General features: G+C 70.3%; 16 protein-coding genes. 3 read left to right on the top strand and 13 right to left on the bottom strand.

The genetic code is table 11. The features are described 5' to 3' along the window. Positions 1-61: 61 nt before the first annotated feature. The 3 genes from dapD to AB0959_RS02760 all read right to left on the bottom strand — a co-directional run bounded on the left by dapD (position 62) and on the right by AB0959_RS02760 (position 2344). A complete protein-coding gene (dapD, locus tag AB0959_RS02770) occupies positions 62-1051 on the bottom strand; it encodes a 2,3,4,5-tetrahydropyridine-2,6-dicarboxylate N-succinyltransferase (protein WP_366824423.1) in 990 nt (329 codons plus the stop codon). Between the two features lie 436 nt (positions 1052-1487). Further along, the gene (locus tag AB0959_RS02765; RefSeq protein WP_366824422.1) at positions 1488-2024 is read right to left on the bottom strand and encodes a TetR family transcriptional regulator; all 537 of its coding nucleotides are present in this window, start codon (positions 2022-2024) and stop codon (positions 1488-1490) included. After that, on the bottom strand, positions 2024-2344 hold the full coding sequence (locus AB0959_RS02760; RefSeq protein ID WP_366824421.1) for a multidrug efflux SMR transporter: 321 nt from the start codon (positions 2342-2344) through the stop codon (positions 2024-2026). The genes AB0959_RS02765 and AB0959_RS02760 overlap by 1 nt, the downstream gene beginning before the upstream one ends. A gap of 154 nt (positions 2345-2498) precedes the next feature. Between AB0959_RS02760 and AB0959_RS02755 the strand changes: the two genes are divergently transcribed. Further along, entirely contained in the window at positions 2499-4319 is a 1821-nt protein-coding gene (locus AB0959_RS02755; RefSeq protein WP_366824420.1) for a hypothetical protein, read from the top strand. Positions 4320-4342: 23 nt separating this feature from the next. Here the strand turns inward: AB0959_RS02755 and AB0959_RS02750 are convergent, their stop codons facing one another. The 4 genes from AB0959_RS02750 to AB0959_RS02735 are packed head-to-tail and all read right to left on the bottom strand — an operon-like array spanning position 4343 to position 8143. Continuing rightward, on the bottom strand, positions 4343-5641 hold the full coding sequence (locus AB0959_RS02750) for an FAD-dependent oxidoreductase (RefSeq protein ID WP_366824419.1): 1299 nt from the start codon (positions 5639-5641) through the stop codon (positions 4343-4345). Then, complete coding sequence (locus AB0959_RS02745) at positions 5638-6441, bottom strand: amino acid ABC transporter ATP-binding protein (protein ID WP_366824418.1); 804 nt, start codon at positions 6439-6441, stop codon at positions 5638-5640. The genes AB0959_RS02750 and AB0959_RS02745 overlap by 4 nt, the downstream gene beginning before the upstream one ends. Then, positions 6438-7199 (bottom strand): amino acid ABC transporter permease, encoded by a 762-nt coding sequence (locus AB0959_RS02740; protein WP_366824417.1) that lies wholly within the window; start codon positions 7197-7199, stop codon positions 6438-6440. Before AB0959_RS02740 ends, AB0959_RS02745 begins: the two co-directional genes overlap by 4 nt. Before the next feature lie 11 nt (positions 7200-7210). Further along, the gene (locus AB0959_RS02735; protein WP_366824416.1) at positions 7211-8143 is read right to left on the bottom strand and encodes a transporter substrate-binding domain-containing protein; all 933 of its coding nucleotides are present in this window, start codon (positions 8141-8143) and stop codon (positions 7211-7213) included. Positions 8144-8344: 201 nt separating this feature from the next. On the opposite strand from AB0959_RS02735, the gene AB0959_RS02730 reads away from it, so the two are divergent. Beyond that, positions 8345-9523 (top strand): sugar diacid recognition domain-containing protein, encoded by a 1179-nt coding sequence (locus AB0959_RS02730; RefSeq protein WP_366824415.1) that lies wholly within the window; start codon positions 8345-8347, stop codon positions 9521-9523. A 432-nt stretch (positions 9524-9955) separates the two neighbouring features. Further along, positions 9956-10696, top strand: a complete 741-nt coding sequence (locus AB0959_RS02725; protein WP_366824414.1) for an AbfB domain-containing protein — start codon at positions 9956-9958, stop codon at positions 10694-10696. A 93-nt stretch (positions 10697-10789) separates the two neighbouring features. Here the strand turns inward: AB0959_RS02725 and AB0959_RS02720 are convergent, their stop codons facing one another. From AB0959_RS02720 to sufD, 6 genes are read right to left on the bottom strand one after another with little or no spacing between them, the layout of a single operon-like run. Next, positions 10790-11122, bottom strand: coding sequence for a metal-sulfur cluster assembly factor (locus tag AB0959_RS02720; RefSeq protein ID WP_366824413.1), 333 nt, complete (start codon positions 11120-11122; stop codon positions 10790-10792). Next, positions 11119-11586: a Fe-S cluster assembly sulfur transfer protein SufU gene (sufU, locus tag AB0959_RS02715; protein ID WP_366824412.1), complete on the bottom strand. Its 468-nt coding sequence runs from the start codon at positions 11584-11586 to the stop codon at positions 11119-11121. Before sufU ends, AB0959_RS02720 begins: the two co-directional genes overlap by 4 nt. 19 nt (positions 11587-11605) lie before the next feature. Further along, on the bottom strand, positions 11606-12862 hold the full coding sequence (locus AB0959_RS02710; protein ID WP_366824411.1) for a cysteine desulfurase: 1257 nt from the start codon (positions 12860-12862) through the stop codon (positions 11606-11608). Beyond that, positions 12859-13623: a Fe-S cluster assembly ATPase SufC gene (sufC, locus tag AB0959_RS02705; protein ID WP_366824410.1), complete on the bottom strand. Its 765-nt coding sequence runs from the start codon at positions 13621-13623 to the stop codon at positions 12859-12861. The genes AB0959_RS02710 and sufC overlap by 4 nt, the downstream gene beginning before the upstream one ends. A gap of 7 nt (positions 13624-13630) precedes the next feature. Beyond that, positions 13631-13966: a non-heme iron oxygenase ferredoxin subunit gene (locus AB0959_RS02700; RefSeq protein WP_366824409.1), complete on the bottom strand. Its 336-nt coding sequence runs from the start codon at positions 13964-13966 to the stop codon at positions 13631-13633. After that, the gene (sufD, locus tag AB0959_RS02695; RefSeq protein WP_366824408.1) at positions 13963-15147 is read right to left on the bottom strand and encodes a Fe-S cluster assembly protein SufD; all 1185 of its coding nucleotides are present in this window, start codon (positions 15145-15147) and stop codon (positions 13963-13965) included. The genes AB0959_RS02700 and sufD overlap by 4 nt, the downstream gene beginning before the upstream one ends. Between the last annotated feature and the right edge of the window lie 12 nt (positions 15148-15159).

The following is a 15159-nucleotide window of genomic DNA, read 5'->3' as shown; positions in this document are numbered from 1 at the left end:
CCTCCTGCGGCTCGCAGGAGGGCGCCCTCGTCCGTGGACCGCGCGGTCGGTCCCGGCGGTGCTAGTTGTGGCTGTGGAGGATCTCGTTCAGGCCGCCCCAGACCGCGTTGTTCGGGCGGGCCTCGACCGAGCCGGTGACGGAGTTGCGGCGGAACAGGATGTTCGAGGCCCCGGACAGCTCGCGGGCCTTGACGATCTGGCCGTCGGGCATGGTGACGCGGGTGCCGGCGGTGACGTACAGGCCGGCCTCGACGACGCACTCGTCGCCGAGCGCGATGCCCACGCCCGCCTCGGCGCCGATCAGGCAGCGCTCGCCGATGGAGATGATCACGTTGCCGCCGCCGGACAGGGTGCCCATGGTGGAGGCGCCACCGCCGATGTCGGAACCGTCGCCGACGATGACGCCCGCGGAGATGCGGCCCTCGACCATCGACGTACCGAGCGTGCCCGCGTTGAAGTTCACGAAGCCCTCGTGCATCACGGTGGTGCCCTCGGCGAGGTGCGCGCCGAGCCGTACGCGGTCCGCGTCGGCGATACGGACGCCCTTCGGCGCGACGTAGTCCGTCATGCGCGGGAACTTGTCGACGGACGTCACCTGGAGGTGCAGCCCTTCGGCGCGCGCGTTGAGCCGGACCTTCTCGATGTCGTCGACGGCGACCGGGCCGAGCGAGGTCCAGGCGACGTTGGCGAGGAAGCCGAACATGCCGTCGAGGCTCTGGCCGTGCGGCTGGACGAGCCGGTGCGAGAGCAGGTGCAGGCGCAGGTAGACGTCGTGCGCGTCAATCGGCTTCTCGTCGAGGGAGGCGATGACCGTGCGGACCGCGACCACCTCGACGCCCCGGCGGGCGTCCGGGCCGATCGCCTTCGCGGCGCCCTCGCCGAGCAGTTCGACGGCCTTCTCGGCGGACAGCCGCTCGCTGCCGGCCGGGCCCGGCTCGGCGGTGAGCTCGGGCGCGGGGAACCAGGTGTCGAGAACGGTGCCGTCGGTGGCGATGGTGGCGAGACCGGCGGCCACGGCGCCGGTGGTGCGAGGAGCAGTCGTGTCGGTCATGGGGGCAACCTAACCGGCGGGAGGGTGCGGAGGCGAACCGGTGGGGAGGGCGTCTCATGTGCCGGTCGTGGGGGCCGGATTTGTCTCGCCCCCGCCGCCTCTACCCGTCCCTCCCCCACTCTCGGCTTCGCTCGAGCGGGGGGACCCCCATCCAGGGGCTCCGCCCCTTCAACCCCGCACGGGGCTTCGCCCCGGACCCCGCTCCTCAGACTCCCCCAGCTACCGCTGGGAGGTGCCCCCAAGGGGCTGAATTTCCACCGGCCGGGGCTGAGTTTTCCTGGCTGCGGCTGGGACTTTCAGCAGAGGCCAGCACAACCAGCCCGTCCGGCGTTCGAGGACGAGGCCGCAAGGCCGATTGCGGGGGTCTGGGGGCGCAGCCCCCAGGGACAGGATGGGACGGGTAGGGGCGGCGGGGGCGACAGAAACCCGCGCCACGTCAGCGCAGCACCCGCCCCAGCATCTCCCGCGCATACCCCTCGTCATACGGCACCCCGGTCAGCAACACCTGCAGACAGATCCCGTCCACCAGAGCGACAAGGGCCCGGGCGGTGACCGGATCCGTACGGCGGGCGATCAGATCGGCGAACTCCTGGGCCCACTCGGCGGCGACGGGCCGCAGGGCGGGCCGCCGCAGGGCCGCGAGGTACAGCTCGTACTCCAGCTCCACCCCCGTCCGATCCCCCGCGAGCCACTCCCCGGTCATCGAGGCCAGCTCACCGGCGAGATCCGCCCCCGGATCCTCCAGCGCGCCCCGCGCGGCAAGCACCTTGGCGAAACCCTCGTTGGCCTGGCGCAGCGCGGCGACCATCAGTTCGTCGAGGGTCTTGAAGTGGTACGTCGTCGAGCCGAGCGGCACGTCCGCCTCGGCGGCCACCGACCGGTGACTCAGCCCGGCGAGGCCCCGCGCACCCACGACGCGGATCGCTGCGTCGATGATCCGCTGCCGCCGCTCGGGGTCGTACCGGCGGGGCATCAGTGCGCACCTCCCAGGTTCAGCACGACCACTCCCCCGATGATCAGCGCGATCCCGGTGATCTTGGCGACGCTCAGGCCCTCCCCGAACAGCGCCAGCCCGAGGAGGGCGATGGTCGCGGTGCCCGCCCCGGCCCAGATCGCGTACGCCGTGCCGATCGACAGGGTCTTGAGGGTCTGCGCGAGCAGCACGAACGACACGACATATCCGAGGAGGGTGATCAGTGACGGCCACAGCCTGCTGAAGCCGTCGCTGTACTTCATCGCGGTCGTGGCGGCAACCTCGGCGGCGATGGCCCCGGCGAGGAGTACGTATCCCATGTGTACGAGTGTACACATCGATGCGTACGCCCGTACACATCAATCGATGAACGACCTCCTCCACAGGCCTTGCGGGGATGTGAGCCGACGGACGCCGCTTTTGCTCGGAATCCGCAATAGCCCGAGGTGTTACCGGTGGTTACAGTCCGGCAGCATGAGCGCAACAGGCACACATCACACGAGGTCATGGTTACGCGCCGGGGCTGCCGGGGCGTTGGTGGTGGCGTTGCTGGCCACGGCACCGGCGGCGGACGGCACGCCCGCGAAGGGCGCCACCGCGGCCCCCGCCGACAGCGGTACCGCGGCCGCTTCCCGTACCGAGACGCCGGTGGCGTCCACCTCTCCCGTCACGGACGTCGTCGAGACGCAGGTCTCCCTGCGGGTGCCGCTGCCCGCCTCCGTCGGCCCCCATCCCGAGCGCTGCGACCGGCTGTCGTACCTGCGCTACCGTTCCGCGTCGGGCCCGGCCGCCTCCGCCGCGGCGGACCGGATCCTCGTCGCCCAGCCGGGAATTCTGGAGGGCGCGGGCGCCTTCGACAGCGTGGCGCGCAACACGGTCAGGGCGGCGGCCGGGCAGGGTCGGCACATCGAGTTCTGGGCGCTGGACCGCAGGTCCAACTGCCTGGAGGACAACACCGGGATCGCGAGCGGAGACACCGCCAAGGCCGTCGACTACTACTACGGCGGCGGCGAGGTCGACGGCCGCAGATTCTCCGGGTTCGTGACCAGCGACCAGGCCGGCTGGCTCTCGGAGGTCGGTCTGGAGCAGACCGTCCGCGACCAGTACGACCTGCTCGCCGCCGAACTCCCCGACCAGCGGCTGCGCAAGGAGAAGGTCCTGTGCGGCGGCCACTCGCTGGGCGGAGTGCTCACCGGGGTCTTCGCCACCTGGGACTTCGACGGGAACCCCACGACGACGGCGGACGCGGGGTTCAACCAGTGCGCCGGCTACTTCGCGCTGGACACGACGATCTCCACGTCGCTGGACGACCTCCAGGGCAACTCGGGCGACGGGGACGGGAACGGGAACGGGTCCTTGAACGGCACCCTCCTGCCCAAGGGCACCGTCCCCGACACCGGCCTCGGCCTCACCGCCGTACGGGCGGGGCTGCGTACGGGCATCCTGCCGCGCTTCCTCGGCCTGCCCGTGGTCCTCAACCCCGAGACGATGAACCTCCTGGCGATCGGCGGCCTTGCGGCACGCAACGCCCCGGACGCCGAGTCCGCGCTGCTGGACTCCGTACCCCGCAACACCAATCTGGACGTCACGGCCCGCACCCTCTTCTCCAAGGACGCGGGTGTGTTCCTCAGCGGCAAGCCGACGATCCGGGACTTCCGGCTCACCAACGCGGCGGTGCTGGGCGCCTTCATGGACGACAACTCGGCGCCGCTGGCCTTCCTCCAGACCAGCGTGGGCTTGTTCGACAGCCCCGGGGGCGGCCGGATCACCGACAAGGAGTTCCCCGTCTCGAACGACGTCCAGGGCTCCCCGGCCCTGTTCGGTACGGAGCTGAAGGCGATCCCGGACCAGCCCGACGGCCCGCTCTACACCTGGCGGAACTTCGACCGCGTGGGCGCGCCCGACGACCCGGTGCACCGCTCCAAGGACGGCACGCCCTTCACGACCGCAGCCAAGGAGGTCTCGGACATCCGGGAGCTGGCCCGCAGCCTCGCCGAGCAGCCGCTGGACTTCACCGAGGACTACTTCCCGACCCGGCTGGTCACGGACATCCAGCTCATCGACGACCCCCAGCTCGCCCGCAAGCTGGTCCACCCGGACGGCCTGACCGCCAACCCCCGGGTCACCTTCCTCGCGGGCGACGGCATCCTCGCCGGCCGTGTCCCCGCCGACGAGAACCCCGTCGTCCTGCCCGGCTACCAGCACCTGGACGTCCTCACGGCGGCGCCGGTGCAGAACGGCGGCGGCCGGGAGCAGATCTCCGTACGGCTGTCGGCGTTCGCGGACAAACCCTAGGACCCCAGGGCCTGTCCCCGGGCTCACCCGCCCAGCCGCTCGAAGCCGAAGGGCGCGAGCGGCTTCGGGCGGCGGCCCGTGCGGACGTACTCGGCGAGCCGGTGCCCGGTGACCGGGCCCAGTGTGACGCCGAGCATGCCGTGCCCCGTGGCCGCGAACGCGTTGTCGTGGCCCGGGACACGGTCGATGACGGGCAGCCCGTCGGGGAGGAACGGGCGCCCGCCGACCCAGGGGTCGCGAATCAGGCCCACCAGGTCGTCCGGGTCGTCGAACCAGCGGCCCAGGTAGTGCCGGCTGGCGAGGGCGACGGCGACGACGCGGCGCCAGTCGAGCCGGTTGTTGTTGCCGCTCAGCTCCATCGTTCCGCCGATCCGCGTGGTGCCGCCGATCGGCGAGGCGACGGCCCGGCGCTCGCCGAAGTACAGCGTGTGCCCGGGCGCCGGATCCAGGTCCACCGAGAAGCTGTAGCCCTTGCCCGCCTGCAGGGGCAGCGACTGTCCGAGTGAGCCCAGCAGCTGCGCGGAGCGCATGCCGGCCGCGATCACGACGGCCGCGCACGGGATATCGCCCTGGCCGGTGCGTACGGCGGTGACGTGGCCACCCGCCGTCCGGAAACCCGTCGTCTCCGCGTTCTCGTGGACCTTCACCCCGGCCACGGCGAGCGCCTCCCCGAGCCCCTGGGCGAACGCCTCCGGGTCGACCACGCCCTCCCCCTCGACGAGGTAGGCCGCGCGCACCCCCGGCGACAGCGCGCCGTCGAGCAGCCGGGCCTCGTCGCCGGTGACGACGTCGTCGGGCAGTGGGTAGCGGCCGTCGGCCATCTCCCGCTGGAGGGCGAGGTGGTGGCGGGCCTCGGCCGGTGACAGGAACGCGTGCACCATGCCGGGGCGGGTCAGGGTCGTGGTCACCCCGGCGTCGCGCAGGCCGTCGAAGAGGTCGAAGGTGTCGCGGTTCAGTTCGGCGATCGCCGCGTAGCCGCGCCGGAAGGCGGCGGGTGTGCTGCTGCGCCAGAACCGCCACAGCCACCGGACGAACGCCGGGTCGGGCAGGGGCCGCAGATACAGCGGCGAGTCGGGCCGGCCCAGCGACCGCAGGGCGTAGCGCACGACTCCGGGGGCCGGGACCGGCGTGGAGTGGCTGAGGCAGACCCAGCCGGCGTTGCCGCGGGATGCCCCCGAGCCCAGGGCTCGCCGTTCGACGACCTCCACGGTCAGTCCGGACCGGGCCAGGTAGTACGCGGTGCACAGCCCGACGACGCCGCCGCCGACGACCACGACGGGGCTGTCGCCGACGGCCCCGGCCGCGTCCCGTGCCCCCGTCATGAGGCCGACCCGTACGCGGCGAGGAACTCCCGGGTGCGGGCCTGGGCGGGGTTGTCGAGGACGTCCCGTGGGTCGCCCTCCTCGACGATGCGGCCGCCGTCGACGAAGACGACGTGGTCGGACACCTCGCGGGCGAAGGGCAGTTCGTGGGTGACGAGGAGCATCGTCATGCCGTCCGCGGCGAGTTCGCGCATCACGCTCAGCACCTCGCGGGTGGCCTCCGGGTCCAGCGACGACGTGGGCTCGTCGAAGAGCAGGACCTCCGGCTTCAGGGCCAGCGCGCGGGCGATGGCGACGCGCTGCTGTTCGCCGCCGGAGAGCTGCTCGGGCTGGGCGAGGCCGCGGTGGGCCACGCCGACCCGGCGCAGCAGCGTGACGGCCCTCTCCAGCGCCTCCTGTTCGGGGATGCCCGCCTTGCGCTGGGCGAGGACGACGTTCTCCACGGCCGTGAGGTGCGGGAACAGGTTGAACCTCTGGAAGACCATGCCGACGGTGCGGCGCAGCCGGGGCAGGTCGCGGCAGACCGTACGGCCGCCGCTGTGCACCACTTCGCCGGCGACCTCGACCGTGCCGTGGTCGGGGCGTTCCAGCAGGTTGACGCAGCGCATCAGGGTGGTCTTGCCGCCGCCGCTCTGTCCGATGACGCTGACGATGCGGCCGCGGCCGACCTGAAGGTGCACGTCGTCGAGGACGAGGCGGCCGTCGAAGGACTTGCTCAGCCCCTCGATCCGGACGACGGCGTCGGTGGGGTCCGGTGCGGCGGTCTTCTCCGTGACGACGGGGCTGACGGGCTCGGTCATACCGTCGCCTCCTTCCGGTCGATGTCCCGCCCGCCTCGGACGTCGCCCGCGAGCAGTTCCCGGGCCGCCCGCATGCGTCGCCGGCGCCACGGGGAGAGGGGCACCCCGGCCCGTACCTTCCGCTCCAGGAGCAGCAGGAGCTGGGAGAGCGGGTAGCAGAGGGCGAAGTAGATCGCCGAGATGACGAGGTAGACCTCCAGCGCCCGGAAGGTGGCCGAGGTGATGAGCCGCCCCTCGGACATCAGCTCGGCGGCGGAGACGGTGACGAGCAGCGAGGTGGACTTCAGCAGGTCGACGAGCATGGTGTTGGTGCCGGGCAGGGCCTGCCGTACGGCCTGCGGGAGGACGACGTGGCCGAAGATGCCCGCCCGGCCGAGACCCAGCGCCTCGCCCGCCTCGGTCTGTCCGGCGTGGACGCCGCTGATCGCGGAACGGAAGATCTCGGAGAGGTAGGCCGCGTAGAAGACGACCAGGCTGAGGCAGCCCGCGGTGAACACGTCCAGGCGGAGCCCCGCCGAGGCCAGGCCGAAGTAGGCCAGGAAGATGATGGCGAGGAGCGGGACGTTCTTGAAGACCTCGGTGTAGACGGCGGCGACGGCGCGCGCGGGCCAGGCCTTGCTCAGCCGGAGCAGCGCCACCGCCAGACCGAGGAGGACCGCGCCGACGAAACTGACGACCGTGTACGAGACGGTGCGCCCGAGTGCGTCGAGCAGGTCGGACTGGTAGTCGGACCAGGGGACCTGGAAGAGACCGGACATGACCTCGCCCCTCACTGTCCGATGGACGGCGGCGTCCAGTCCTGCGGCCGGTCCACGCCCCGGCGCGCGCTGGCGACGTCGGCGGCGGGCTTGAGGAACTGTTCGGGATCGCCGCCGTACTTCTTCACGAGCTTCGCCATCTCGCCGTTCTTGTACATGGCGTCGATCTGCTCGGAGATGGCCTTCTCCAGCTTCGTGGCCTTCCTGGGGAGGTAGAAGCCGGTCTGGTACGGCTGGAAGTACTGGTAGGCGGGCTTGGCCTTGACCTCGGCGGCGGTCGGCGGCGTCAGGTACTCGGTGCTGATCTTCAGGTCCGGGCGTTCCTTCTGCGCGGCGATGATGATCAGCGGGTCGAGGAACCCGACGTCGACGCGGCCGGCGCCGAGGTCGTCGAACACGCCGTTGGCGTCGGGGTAGGCGTGCAGCTTGGCGCCGGGCACGGCCTGGATGGACTTGACCCAGACGTAGCCCTCGACGGTGCCGAGCTGCAGGCCCTTGAGGTCGTCGACCGTCTTGTACGTCTTGCCGCTGCGCACGGCCATCGCCGGGGGCGAGTAGTAGGGCGGGTCGGTGAACAGGCCCTGCTTCTGCCGGTCGGCGGACCAGGCGACGCCACCGATCGTGATGTCGACGCGCCGGGACTGCACTCCGGCGAGCATGCCGGCGAAGTCCGTCACCTGGGGCTTGATCCTCAGGTCCAGCTTCTTGGCCACGTAGGCGAGGATGTCGCCGTCCAGTCCGACGATCTTGTCGTCCTTGACGCTGGTGTACGGCGCGTACGGCTGGACGGCGACCTTGATGACGCCGGGTTCGAGTGTGCCCAGCGAGGCGGTCTTGGCGGAGACGTTCGCCGGGGCGTCGTCGCCGTCGGAGCCGCAGGCGGCGAGGGTGGAAACCAGCAGGAGCGAGGACAAAGCGGCAGCAAGTGAGCGCACACGGTTCATCGGCGTGGGCCTTCCGTACCGGAAGTGAGAACACCCGCCGTTCACCGGGATGTGCACTCGGCGGGGTGTGATGGTCCCCATACGCTAGGGACCTCCTCGCGGGGCGTCACCGTTCACTTCGTACGAAGTTGTGGCTGGAATCGCTCGCACCCCTGTACGGTGCGTCCAACCCGGGCCCGCCCTCGACGGGAGGAACCGCTCGTGCTGAGCCCGTCACTCGCGCAGGAGATCGCCGGGGACACCTCCGCGGTCATCGGATTCAACGTGCTGATCACCGATGCGGAGGGCATGGTCATCGGCAGCGGCGACACCAGCCGCGTCGGCACCTTCCACGAGGCGTCCGTCGAGGTCCTGCGCACCCAGGAGCCCGCCGCCCACACCGCGTCCGAGGCCCATCGCCTCCGTGGGGTGCGGCCCGGCATCACCCTGCCGCTGGTCACGGGCGGGCGCGCCGTGGGCACGGTCGGGATCACGGGCACGCCCGCGCAGGTCCGGCGCTTCGGACTGCTGGTGAAGCGGCAGACGGAGATCCTGCTCAGGGAGTCCGTGATGCTGCGCTCCCGGCTGCTCGCCGAGCGCGCGGCCGAGAAGCTGCTGGCGGACATCGCTTCCTACGATCCGCAGGTCGTGGAGGGTGAGTTCCTGCTGTTCCGGGCCGCGGAACTGGGGTTCGACCTGCGGCTGCGGCGGGCCGCGGTGGCGTTCGAGGTGACGGTGCCCGAGGCGGGCACCCGCCGGCAGGGCACGCCCGCCCGGGACATGGCCCTGGTCCGTTCCGAACTGCTGCGCACGGTCCGTGAGATCTTCGCCGATCCGCAGGACATCGTGGCCTCCACGGCGCCCGGCTGGATCGGTGTGCTGCACCGGCTGCCGGAGCGGCGGCCGGTGGACGCCCTGACGGCCGACTGCAGGCGGGTGGTGGACATCGTGGCCGCCCAGGACGGCCTCACCGCCCGGGCCGGGATAGGCGAACCGGCCGCCTCCGTGGGCGGGTTGCACGACTCGTACCAGGACGCGTGCGACGCCCTCCGCCTCGGCGCCCGCCGGGCGAGCATCCTGCCCGTCCACCTCATCACGGATCTGCGGGTCCATCAGGTCCTGGCGGAGGTGGGCCGGCCGGCCCGCAACCGGCTGCTCGACCGCACGGCCGCGGAGCTGCGGTCCCAGCCGGACTGGCCGGTGCTCCGCGACACGATCACCGCGTGGTGCGAGAGCGGCTTCAACCTCGTACGGGCGTCCGCGGCGCTGCACATCCACCGCAACACCGTCGTCTACCGCATGCACAAGATCGAACAGATCACCGGCCGCCCCCTGCGCGACCACCGCACGACGATGGCCCTGTACCTGGCGTGCCTGGCGGACGAGTTGAGCGCCCGTTAGGGGCGCGGGGAACCGCGCGTCCGCACCGGTGTGACATCGGCCGCTGAACCATGCCCGCGGGCACCCTGAGAAAGGGATGTGAATGTGATGTAAAGCCCCAACTCACCCTCAGGAACCCAGGATTCCTTGAGAAACCGCTCTCCGAAAGGCTCCCTGCTACCCACGAGTTCCACTACTGTTTCACCGGTCACACACCCGGTAATCGCGGCCACAGCCGCACGCCCGTGTCGGTGGCTCCCCTTTCCTCCTGTGCCGATATCGCGTACGCCCCTTGTGGCGACGCTGAGGGAACCGCGCATGCCAGATGAAAAGCCCGGATCCGATCCGGACCTGCTCCCCGTTCCGTGGAGCTCGCCCCCGAAAGTGTGGGAAACCGGTGAGTCACCGGATCAGACCCGGGTTCCGGGCACACGCAGGCTCTGGGGGGCCGGCGTGCTCGCCGTGGCGGTCCTGATAGGCAGCGTGACCGCGATAGCCCTGCAGGAGCCGCACACCGAGAACGCGGCGCGGGAGCGCACGGGCCGCACGACGACGGCCGACGAGCCGATCGTGCCCACCGTGGCCGCCACCGCCCCGGACGGCAAGAGCGGCCTGTCCTCCCCGCAGCCCGCCTCGTCGAAGAGCTCGGCCGTGTCCGACTCCCAGCAGGGCGGGGCTAAGGCCGAACCCGAGCCGGATCCGTCGACGTCGAAGTCGGCGTCGAAGGCGCCCGGCAAGAAACCGCCGTCCTCCAAGCCCTCGACCACGTCGTGGAAGTCCGTACGGTCCGTCAACTACCCGGACCGCTACTGGCACCTGAGGAGCGGCGTGATCCGGCTGGACCGAGTGAGCTCCGGCAGCGGAAGCGAGACCAGGGAGGACTCGTCCTTCAAGGTCGTCTCCGGCCTCGCGGACTCCTCCTGCTACTCCTTCCGCATGGAGGACGGCCGCTACGCACGCCACCGCAACTTCGTCCTGCGCGTCGACCGCAACGACGGCTCGCGGCTGTTCGAGCAGGACGCCACGTTCTGCCCCCGCCGCTCCTTCTCCTCGGACGCGATCATGCTGGAGTCGGTCAACTACCCCGGCCGCTTCCTGCGCCACCAGGACTTCGTCGTGCGCCTCGAACCGATGGAGAACAGCCGCCTGTACTGGGCGGACACGGCGTTCCAGCTGGTGAAGGGTCTGGCCTGACCTCATACGGGCGGCTGACACCTGTACATGACTGTGGCCCCCGGCAGCGCGCCGGGGGCCACAGTCATGTACGTGCGGGACGAGCGGGTGTCCTCAGACGTTGAAGCCGAGCGCGCGCAGCTGGTCACGGCCGTCGTCCGTGATCTTGTCGGGGCCCCACGGGGGCATCCAGACCCAGTTGATGCGCAGTTCGCTCACGAGGCCGTCCGTGGCGGACTTGGCCTGGTCCTCGATGACGTCCGTCAGCGGACAGGCCGCGGACGTCAGGGTCATGTCGATGGTCGCGATGTTCGCGTCGTCGACGTGGATGCCGTAGATGAGACCCAGGTTGACGACGTCGATGCCCAGCTCGGGGTCGACGACGTCCATCAGGGCCTCGCGGAGCTCCTCCTCCGAGGCCGGCTTCATCTCCACGGTGTCACTCATGCCGTCTTCCTTTCGGCGTCGGCTCCGCCCAGGGCCTGGGCCGTCGCGTCCTTCCACGCCATCCAGCTGAGGAGGGCGCACTTGACTCGGGCCGGGTACTTGGAGACACCGGCGAACGCGACCGCGTCCTCCAGGATCTCCTCCATCGCGTCGTCGGGCTCGATCCTGCCCTTGGACTGCATCAGCTCCAGGAAGGTCTCCTGGATCTTCTGAGCGTCCGCGAGGTCCTTGCCGACCAGCAGTTCGTTCAGCACGGAGGCCGAGGCCTGGCTGATCGAGCAGCCCTGACCCTCGTACGAGACGTCGCTGATCGTCGTGCCGTCGTACTTCACACGCAGCGTGATCTCGTCCCCGCACGTCGGGTTCACGTGGTGCACCTCGGCGTCGCCATCCCGAAGACCACGCCCATGAGGGTTCTTGTAGTGGTCCAGGATGACTTCCTGGTACATCGAGTCCAGCTTCATGCGATCGCTCGCCAACCCCTCAGCCGAAGAAGTTCCGTACGTGCTCCAGTCCGTCGACCAGAGCGTCGATCTCGGCCGGCGTGGAGTACAGATAGAACGACGCTCGCGTGGTCGCAGGAATTCCGTACCTGAGGCAGACCGGGCGGGCGCAGTGGTGACCGACCCGGACCGCGATGCCCTGCTCGTCGAGGACCTGGCCCACGTCGTGCGGGTGGATGTCGCCGAGCGTGAAGGAGATCGCCGCGCCCCGGTCCTCGGCCGTGGTGGGGCCGATGATGCGCAGGTCGGGGACCTCGCCCAGCTTCCGCACCGCGTACTCGGTGAGGGCGTGCTCGTGGGCGAGGATCTTGTCCATGCCGATCGACGACAGGTAGTCGATCGCCGCGCCCAGTCCGACCGCCTGGGCGATCGGCGGTGTGCCCGCCTCGAACTTGTGCGGGGCGGGAGCGTACGTCGACGAGTGCATCGACACCGTCTCGATCATCTCGCCGCCGCCGAGGAACGGAGGGAGGTCCTCAAGGAGCTCCTGGCGTCCCCAGAGCACGCCGATGCCGGTCGGGGCGCACATCTTGTGGCCGGTGAAGGCCACGAAGTCGGCCTGGAGGGCCTGCACGTCCAGCGGCATGTGCGGCGCGGCCTGCGAGGCGTCGACGCAGACGAGGGCGCCGACTTCCTGCGCCCGCCGCACTATCGCCTCGACCGGGTTGACCGTGCCCAGGATGTTCGACACCAGCACGAAGGAGACGATCTTCGTCTTCTCCGTGATGACCTCGTCGATGTTGGACAGGTCGAGGCGGCCGTCGTCGGTGAGGCCGAACCACTTCAGCTTCGCGCCCGTGCGCTGCGCCAGCAGCTGCCACGGCACGATGTTGGAGTGGTGCTCCATCTCCGTGATGACGATCTCGGTCTCGGAGTCCACGCGGTAGGGCTCGTCGGCCCAGCCCAGCATGTTCGCCACGAGGTTCAGCGACTCCGAGGCGTTCTTGGTGAAGATCACCTCGTCGCGGCTGGGCGCGTTGATGAACTCCGCGACCTTGTCGCGCGCGCCCTCGTACAGCGCCGTGGCCTCCTCGGCGAGCACATGCACACCGCGGTGGACGTTGGCGTTGTAGCGCTCGTAGTACTCGCTCAGGGCGTCCAGCACCTGGCGCGGCTTCTGCGAGGTCGCCGCGTTGTCCAGGTACACGAGCTTCCGGTCATCGTGGACCTGTCGGTCCAGGATGGGGAAGTCCTTGCGGATCGCCTCGGTGTCGAGGAGGCCCGGCAGCTGTGTCACTCGGATGCGCCACCCTTCGTGTAAGCCTCGTAGCCCTCGGCCTCCAGCTTGTCCGCGAGCTCGGGGCCACCGGACTCGGCGATCCGGCCGGCGGCGAACACGTGGACGTGGTCGGGCTTGATGTAGCGCAGGATGCGCGTGTAGTGGGTGATCAGCAGGGTGCCGACCTGGCCGCTCTCGCGGACGCGGTTCACACCTTCCGACACCACACGGAGCGCGTCGACGTCCAGACCGGAGTCGGTCTCGTCGAGGATCGCGATCTTCGGCTTGAGCAGCTCCAGCTGGAGGATCTCGTGGCGCTTCTTCTCACCGCCGGAGAAGCCCTCGTTGACGTTGCGCTCGGCGAAGGAGGGGTCGATGGAGAGGCGCTCCATGGTCTCCTTGACCTCCTTGACCCAGGTGCGCAGCTTGGGGGCCTCGCCGCGGATGGCGGTGGCGGAGGTGCGCAGGAAGTTGGAGACCGAGACGCCGGGGACCTCGACCGGGTACTGCATCGCGAGGAACAGGCCGGCGCGGGCGCGCTCGTCGACGGACATCTCCAGGACGTCCTCGCCGTCGAGGGTGACGGTGCCTGAAGTGATCGTGTACTTCGGGTGACCCGCGAGCGAGTAGGCGAGGGTCGACTTGCCCGAGCCGTTGGGGCCCATGATGGCGTGCGTCTCGCCCTGCTTCACGGTGAGGTCGACGCCCTTGAGGATCTCCTTCGTGGCGTTGTCGGCCTCGACGGTGACGTGCAGGTCTCGGATTTCAAGCGTTGCCATGGGTGCCTCAGGACTCCTGGGTGAGGGAGACGAGCACGTCGTCCCCTTCGATCTTTACGGGGTATACGGGGACAGGGCGCGTGGCCGGAAGGCCGGACGGCTTGCCGGTGCGGAGGTCGAAGCTGGAACCGTGCAGCCAGCACTCGATCTGGCAGTCCTCCACCTCGCCCTCGGAAAGGGAGACGTTCGCGTGCGAGCAGATGTCGTAGATGGCGAACACCTCCCCCTCGGTTCGCACGACCGAGACCGGCGTGCCGTCGAGTTCCACCCGCTTGGGGGTGTCCTCCTCCAGCTCGCTCAGCCCACAGGCCCGAACGAAACGGGCAGGGTCGATGGTCGTCATGCGACCGAGGCCTCCAGCTCCTCTTCGATCTTCGCGATGAGGCGCTCCTCGATGTCCTCGACACCGATCTGCTGGACCAGCTCGGCGAAGAAGCCGCGGACCACGAGACGGCGGGCCTCGTGCTCCGGGATGCCGCGGGCCATCAGGTAGAAGAGCTGCTCGTCGTCGAAGCGGCCGGTCGCGGAGGCGTGGCCGGCGCCGACGATCTCGCCGGTCTCGATCTCCAGGTTCGGTACGGAGTCGACACGGGCGCCGTCGGTCAGCACCAGGTTGCGGTTCATCTCGTAGGTGTCGGTGCCCTCGGCCTTGGCCTCGATCAGCACGTCACCGATCCACACCGCGTGTGCGTCGTCGCCCTGGAGCGCGCCCTTGTAGGCGACGTTCGACTTGCAGTGCGGGGTGTTGTGGTCGACCAGGAGGCGGTGCTCCTGGTGCTGTCCGGCGTCGGTGAAGTACAGGCCGAAAAGCTCGGCCTCGCCGCCGGGGCCCGCGTAACTCACGCGCGGGTGGAGGCGTACGACGTCACCGCCGAAGGTGACGACGACCGACTTGAAGCTCGCGTCGCGGCCGACCAGCGCGTTGTGCTGGCCCACGTGCACGGCCTTGTCGTCCCAGTCCTGGACGGAGACGACGGTCAGCTTGGCGCCGTCGCCGAGGAGGTAGTCGACGTTGGCGGCGAGCACGGCGTCACCGGTGTGGTCGATGACGACGACGGCCTCGGCGAAGGCGCCCAGCTCGATCACCTGGTGGGCGTAGGCGGTGCCGCCCTCGCCGTGCACGGCGACGCGGATCGGCTCGGTGAGGACCGTCTCCTTGGGGACGGTGATCACGCCGGCCTTCTCGAACGCGGAGTACGCCTGGGCGGCGACGCGGTCCACCGGGGTGCCCGCCTTGCCGATCCGGGCGTCGTCGCGGCCGACGGTCTCGACGGTGACGCCCTCGGGGGCCTGGATGTCCACCTTCACGCCGGTGCCGTTCGCGACGGCGGTGCCGTCGTGCAGGCCGCGCAGGCGCTCCAGCGGGGTGAACCGCCACTCCTCCTCACGGCCGTGCGGCACCGGGAAGTCCGCCACATCGAAGGACGGGGACGCGCTCATGCGCGAGACGACGGTCGACTCGGCCGCGACGGCGATCGAGCCGGCGGTGGTGGAGCCCACCGGGATGTTAGGGGCCTCAGCCATGGCTGTCGGTCT

The sequence above is a fragment of the Streptomyces sp. NPDC046862 genome, assembly GCF_040704615.1.
In the GTDB taxonomy this organism is placed as follows: domain Bacteria; phylum Actinomycetota; class Actinomycetes; order Streptomycetales; family Streptomycetaceae; genus Streptomyces.
This window is presented reverse-complemented; position numbering and strand designations above follow the sequence as displayed.

Excerpts from the sequence above, each read along its gene's own strand:
- AB0959_RS02745 (WP_366824418.1), bottom strand. The coding sequence starts at position 6,441 with ATGACCGAGCCCGTCAGCCCCGTCGTCACGGAGAAGACCGCCGCACCG.
- AB0959_RS02740 (WP_366824417.1), bottom strand. The coding sequence starts at position 7,199 with ATGTCCGGTCTCTTCCAGGTCCCCTGGTCCGACTACCAGTCCGACCTG.
- AB0959_RS02765 (WP_366824422.1), bottom strand. The coding sequence starts at position 2,024 with ATGCCCCGCCGGTACGACCCCGAGCGGCGGCAGCGGATCATCGACGCA.
- sufU (WP_366824412.1), bottom strand. The coding sequence starts at position 11,586 with ATGAAGCTGGACTCGATGTACCAGGAAGTCATCCTGGACCACTACAAG.
- AB0959_RS02735 (WP_366824416.1), bottom strand. The coding sequence starts at position 8,143 with ATGAACCGTGTGCGCTCACTTGCTGCCGCTTTGTCCTCGCTCCTGCTG.
- AB0959_RS02760 (WP_366824421.1), bottom strand. The coding sequence starts at position 2,344 with ATGGGATACGTACTCCTCGCCGGGGCCATCGCCGCCGAGGTTGCCGCC.
- dapD (WP_366824423.1), bottom strand. The coding sequence starts at position 1,051 with ATGACCGACACGACTGCTCCTCGCACCACCGGCGCCGTGGCCGCCGGT.
- AB0959_RS02750 (WP_366824419.1), bottom strand. The coding sequence starts at position 5,641 with ATGACGGGGGCACGGGACGCGGCCGGGGCCGTCGGCGACAGCCCCGTC.
- AB0959_RS02720 (WP_366824413.1), bottom strand. The coding sequence starts at position 11,122 with ATGAGTGACACCGTGGAGATGAAGCCGGCCTCGGAGGAGGAGCTCCGC.
- AB0959_RS02700 (WP_366824409.1), bottom strand. The coding sequence starts at position 13,966 with ATGACGACCATCGACCCTGCCCGTTTCGTTCGGGCCTGTGGGCTGAGC.
- AB0959_RS02755 (WP_366824420.1), top strand. The coding sequence starts at position 2,499 with ATGAGCGCAACAGGCACACATCACACGAGGTCATGGTTACGCGCCGGG.
- sufD (WP_366824408.1), bottom strand. The coding sequence starts at position 15,147 with ATGGCTGAGGCCCCTAACATCCCGGTGGGCTCCACCACCGCCGGCTCG.
- sufC (WP_366824410.1), bottom strand. The coding sequence starts at position 13,623 with ATGGCAACGCTTGAAATCCGAGACCTGCACGTCACCGTCGAGGCCGAC.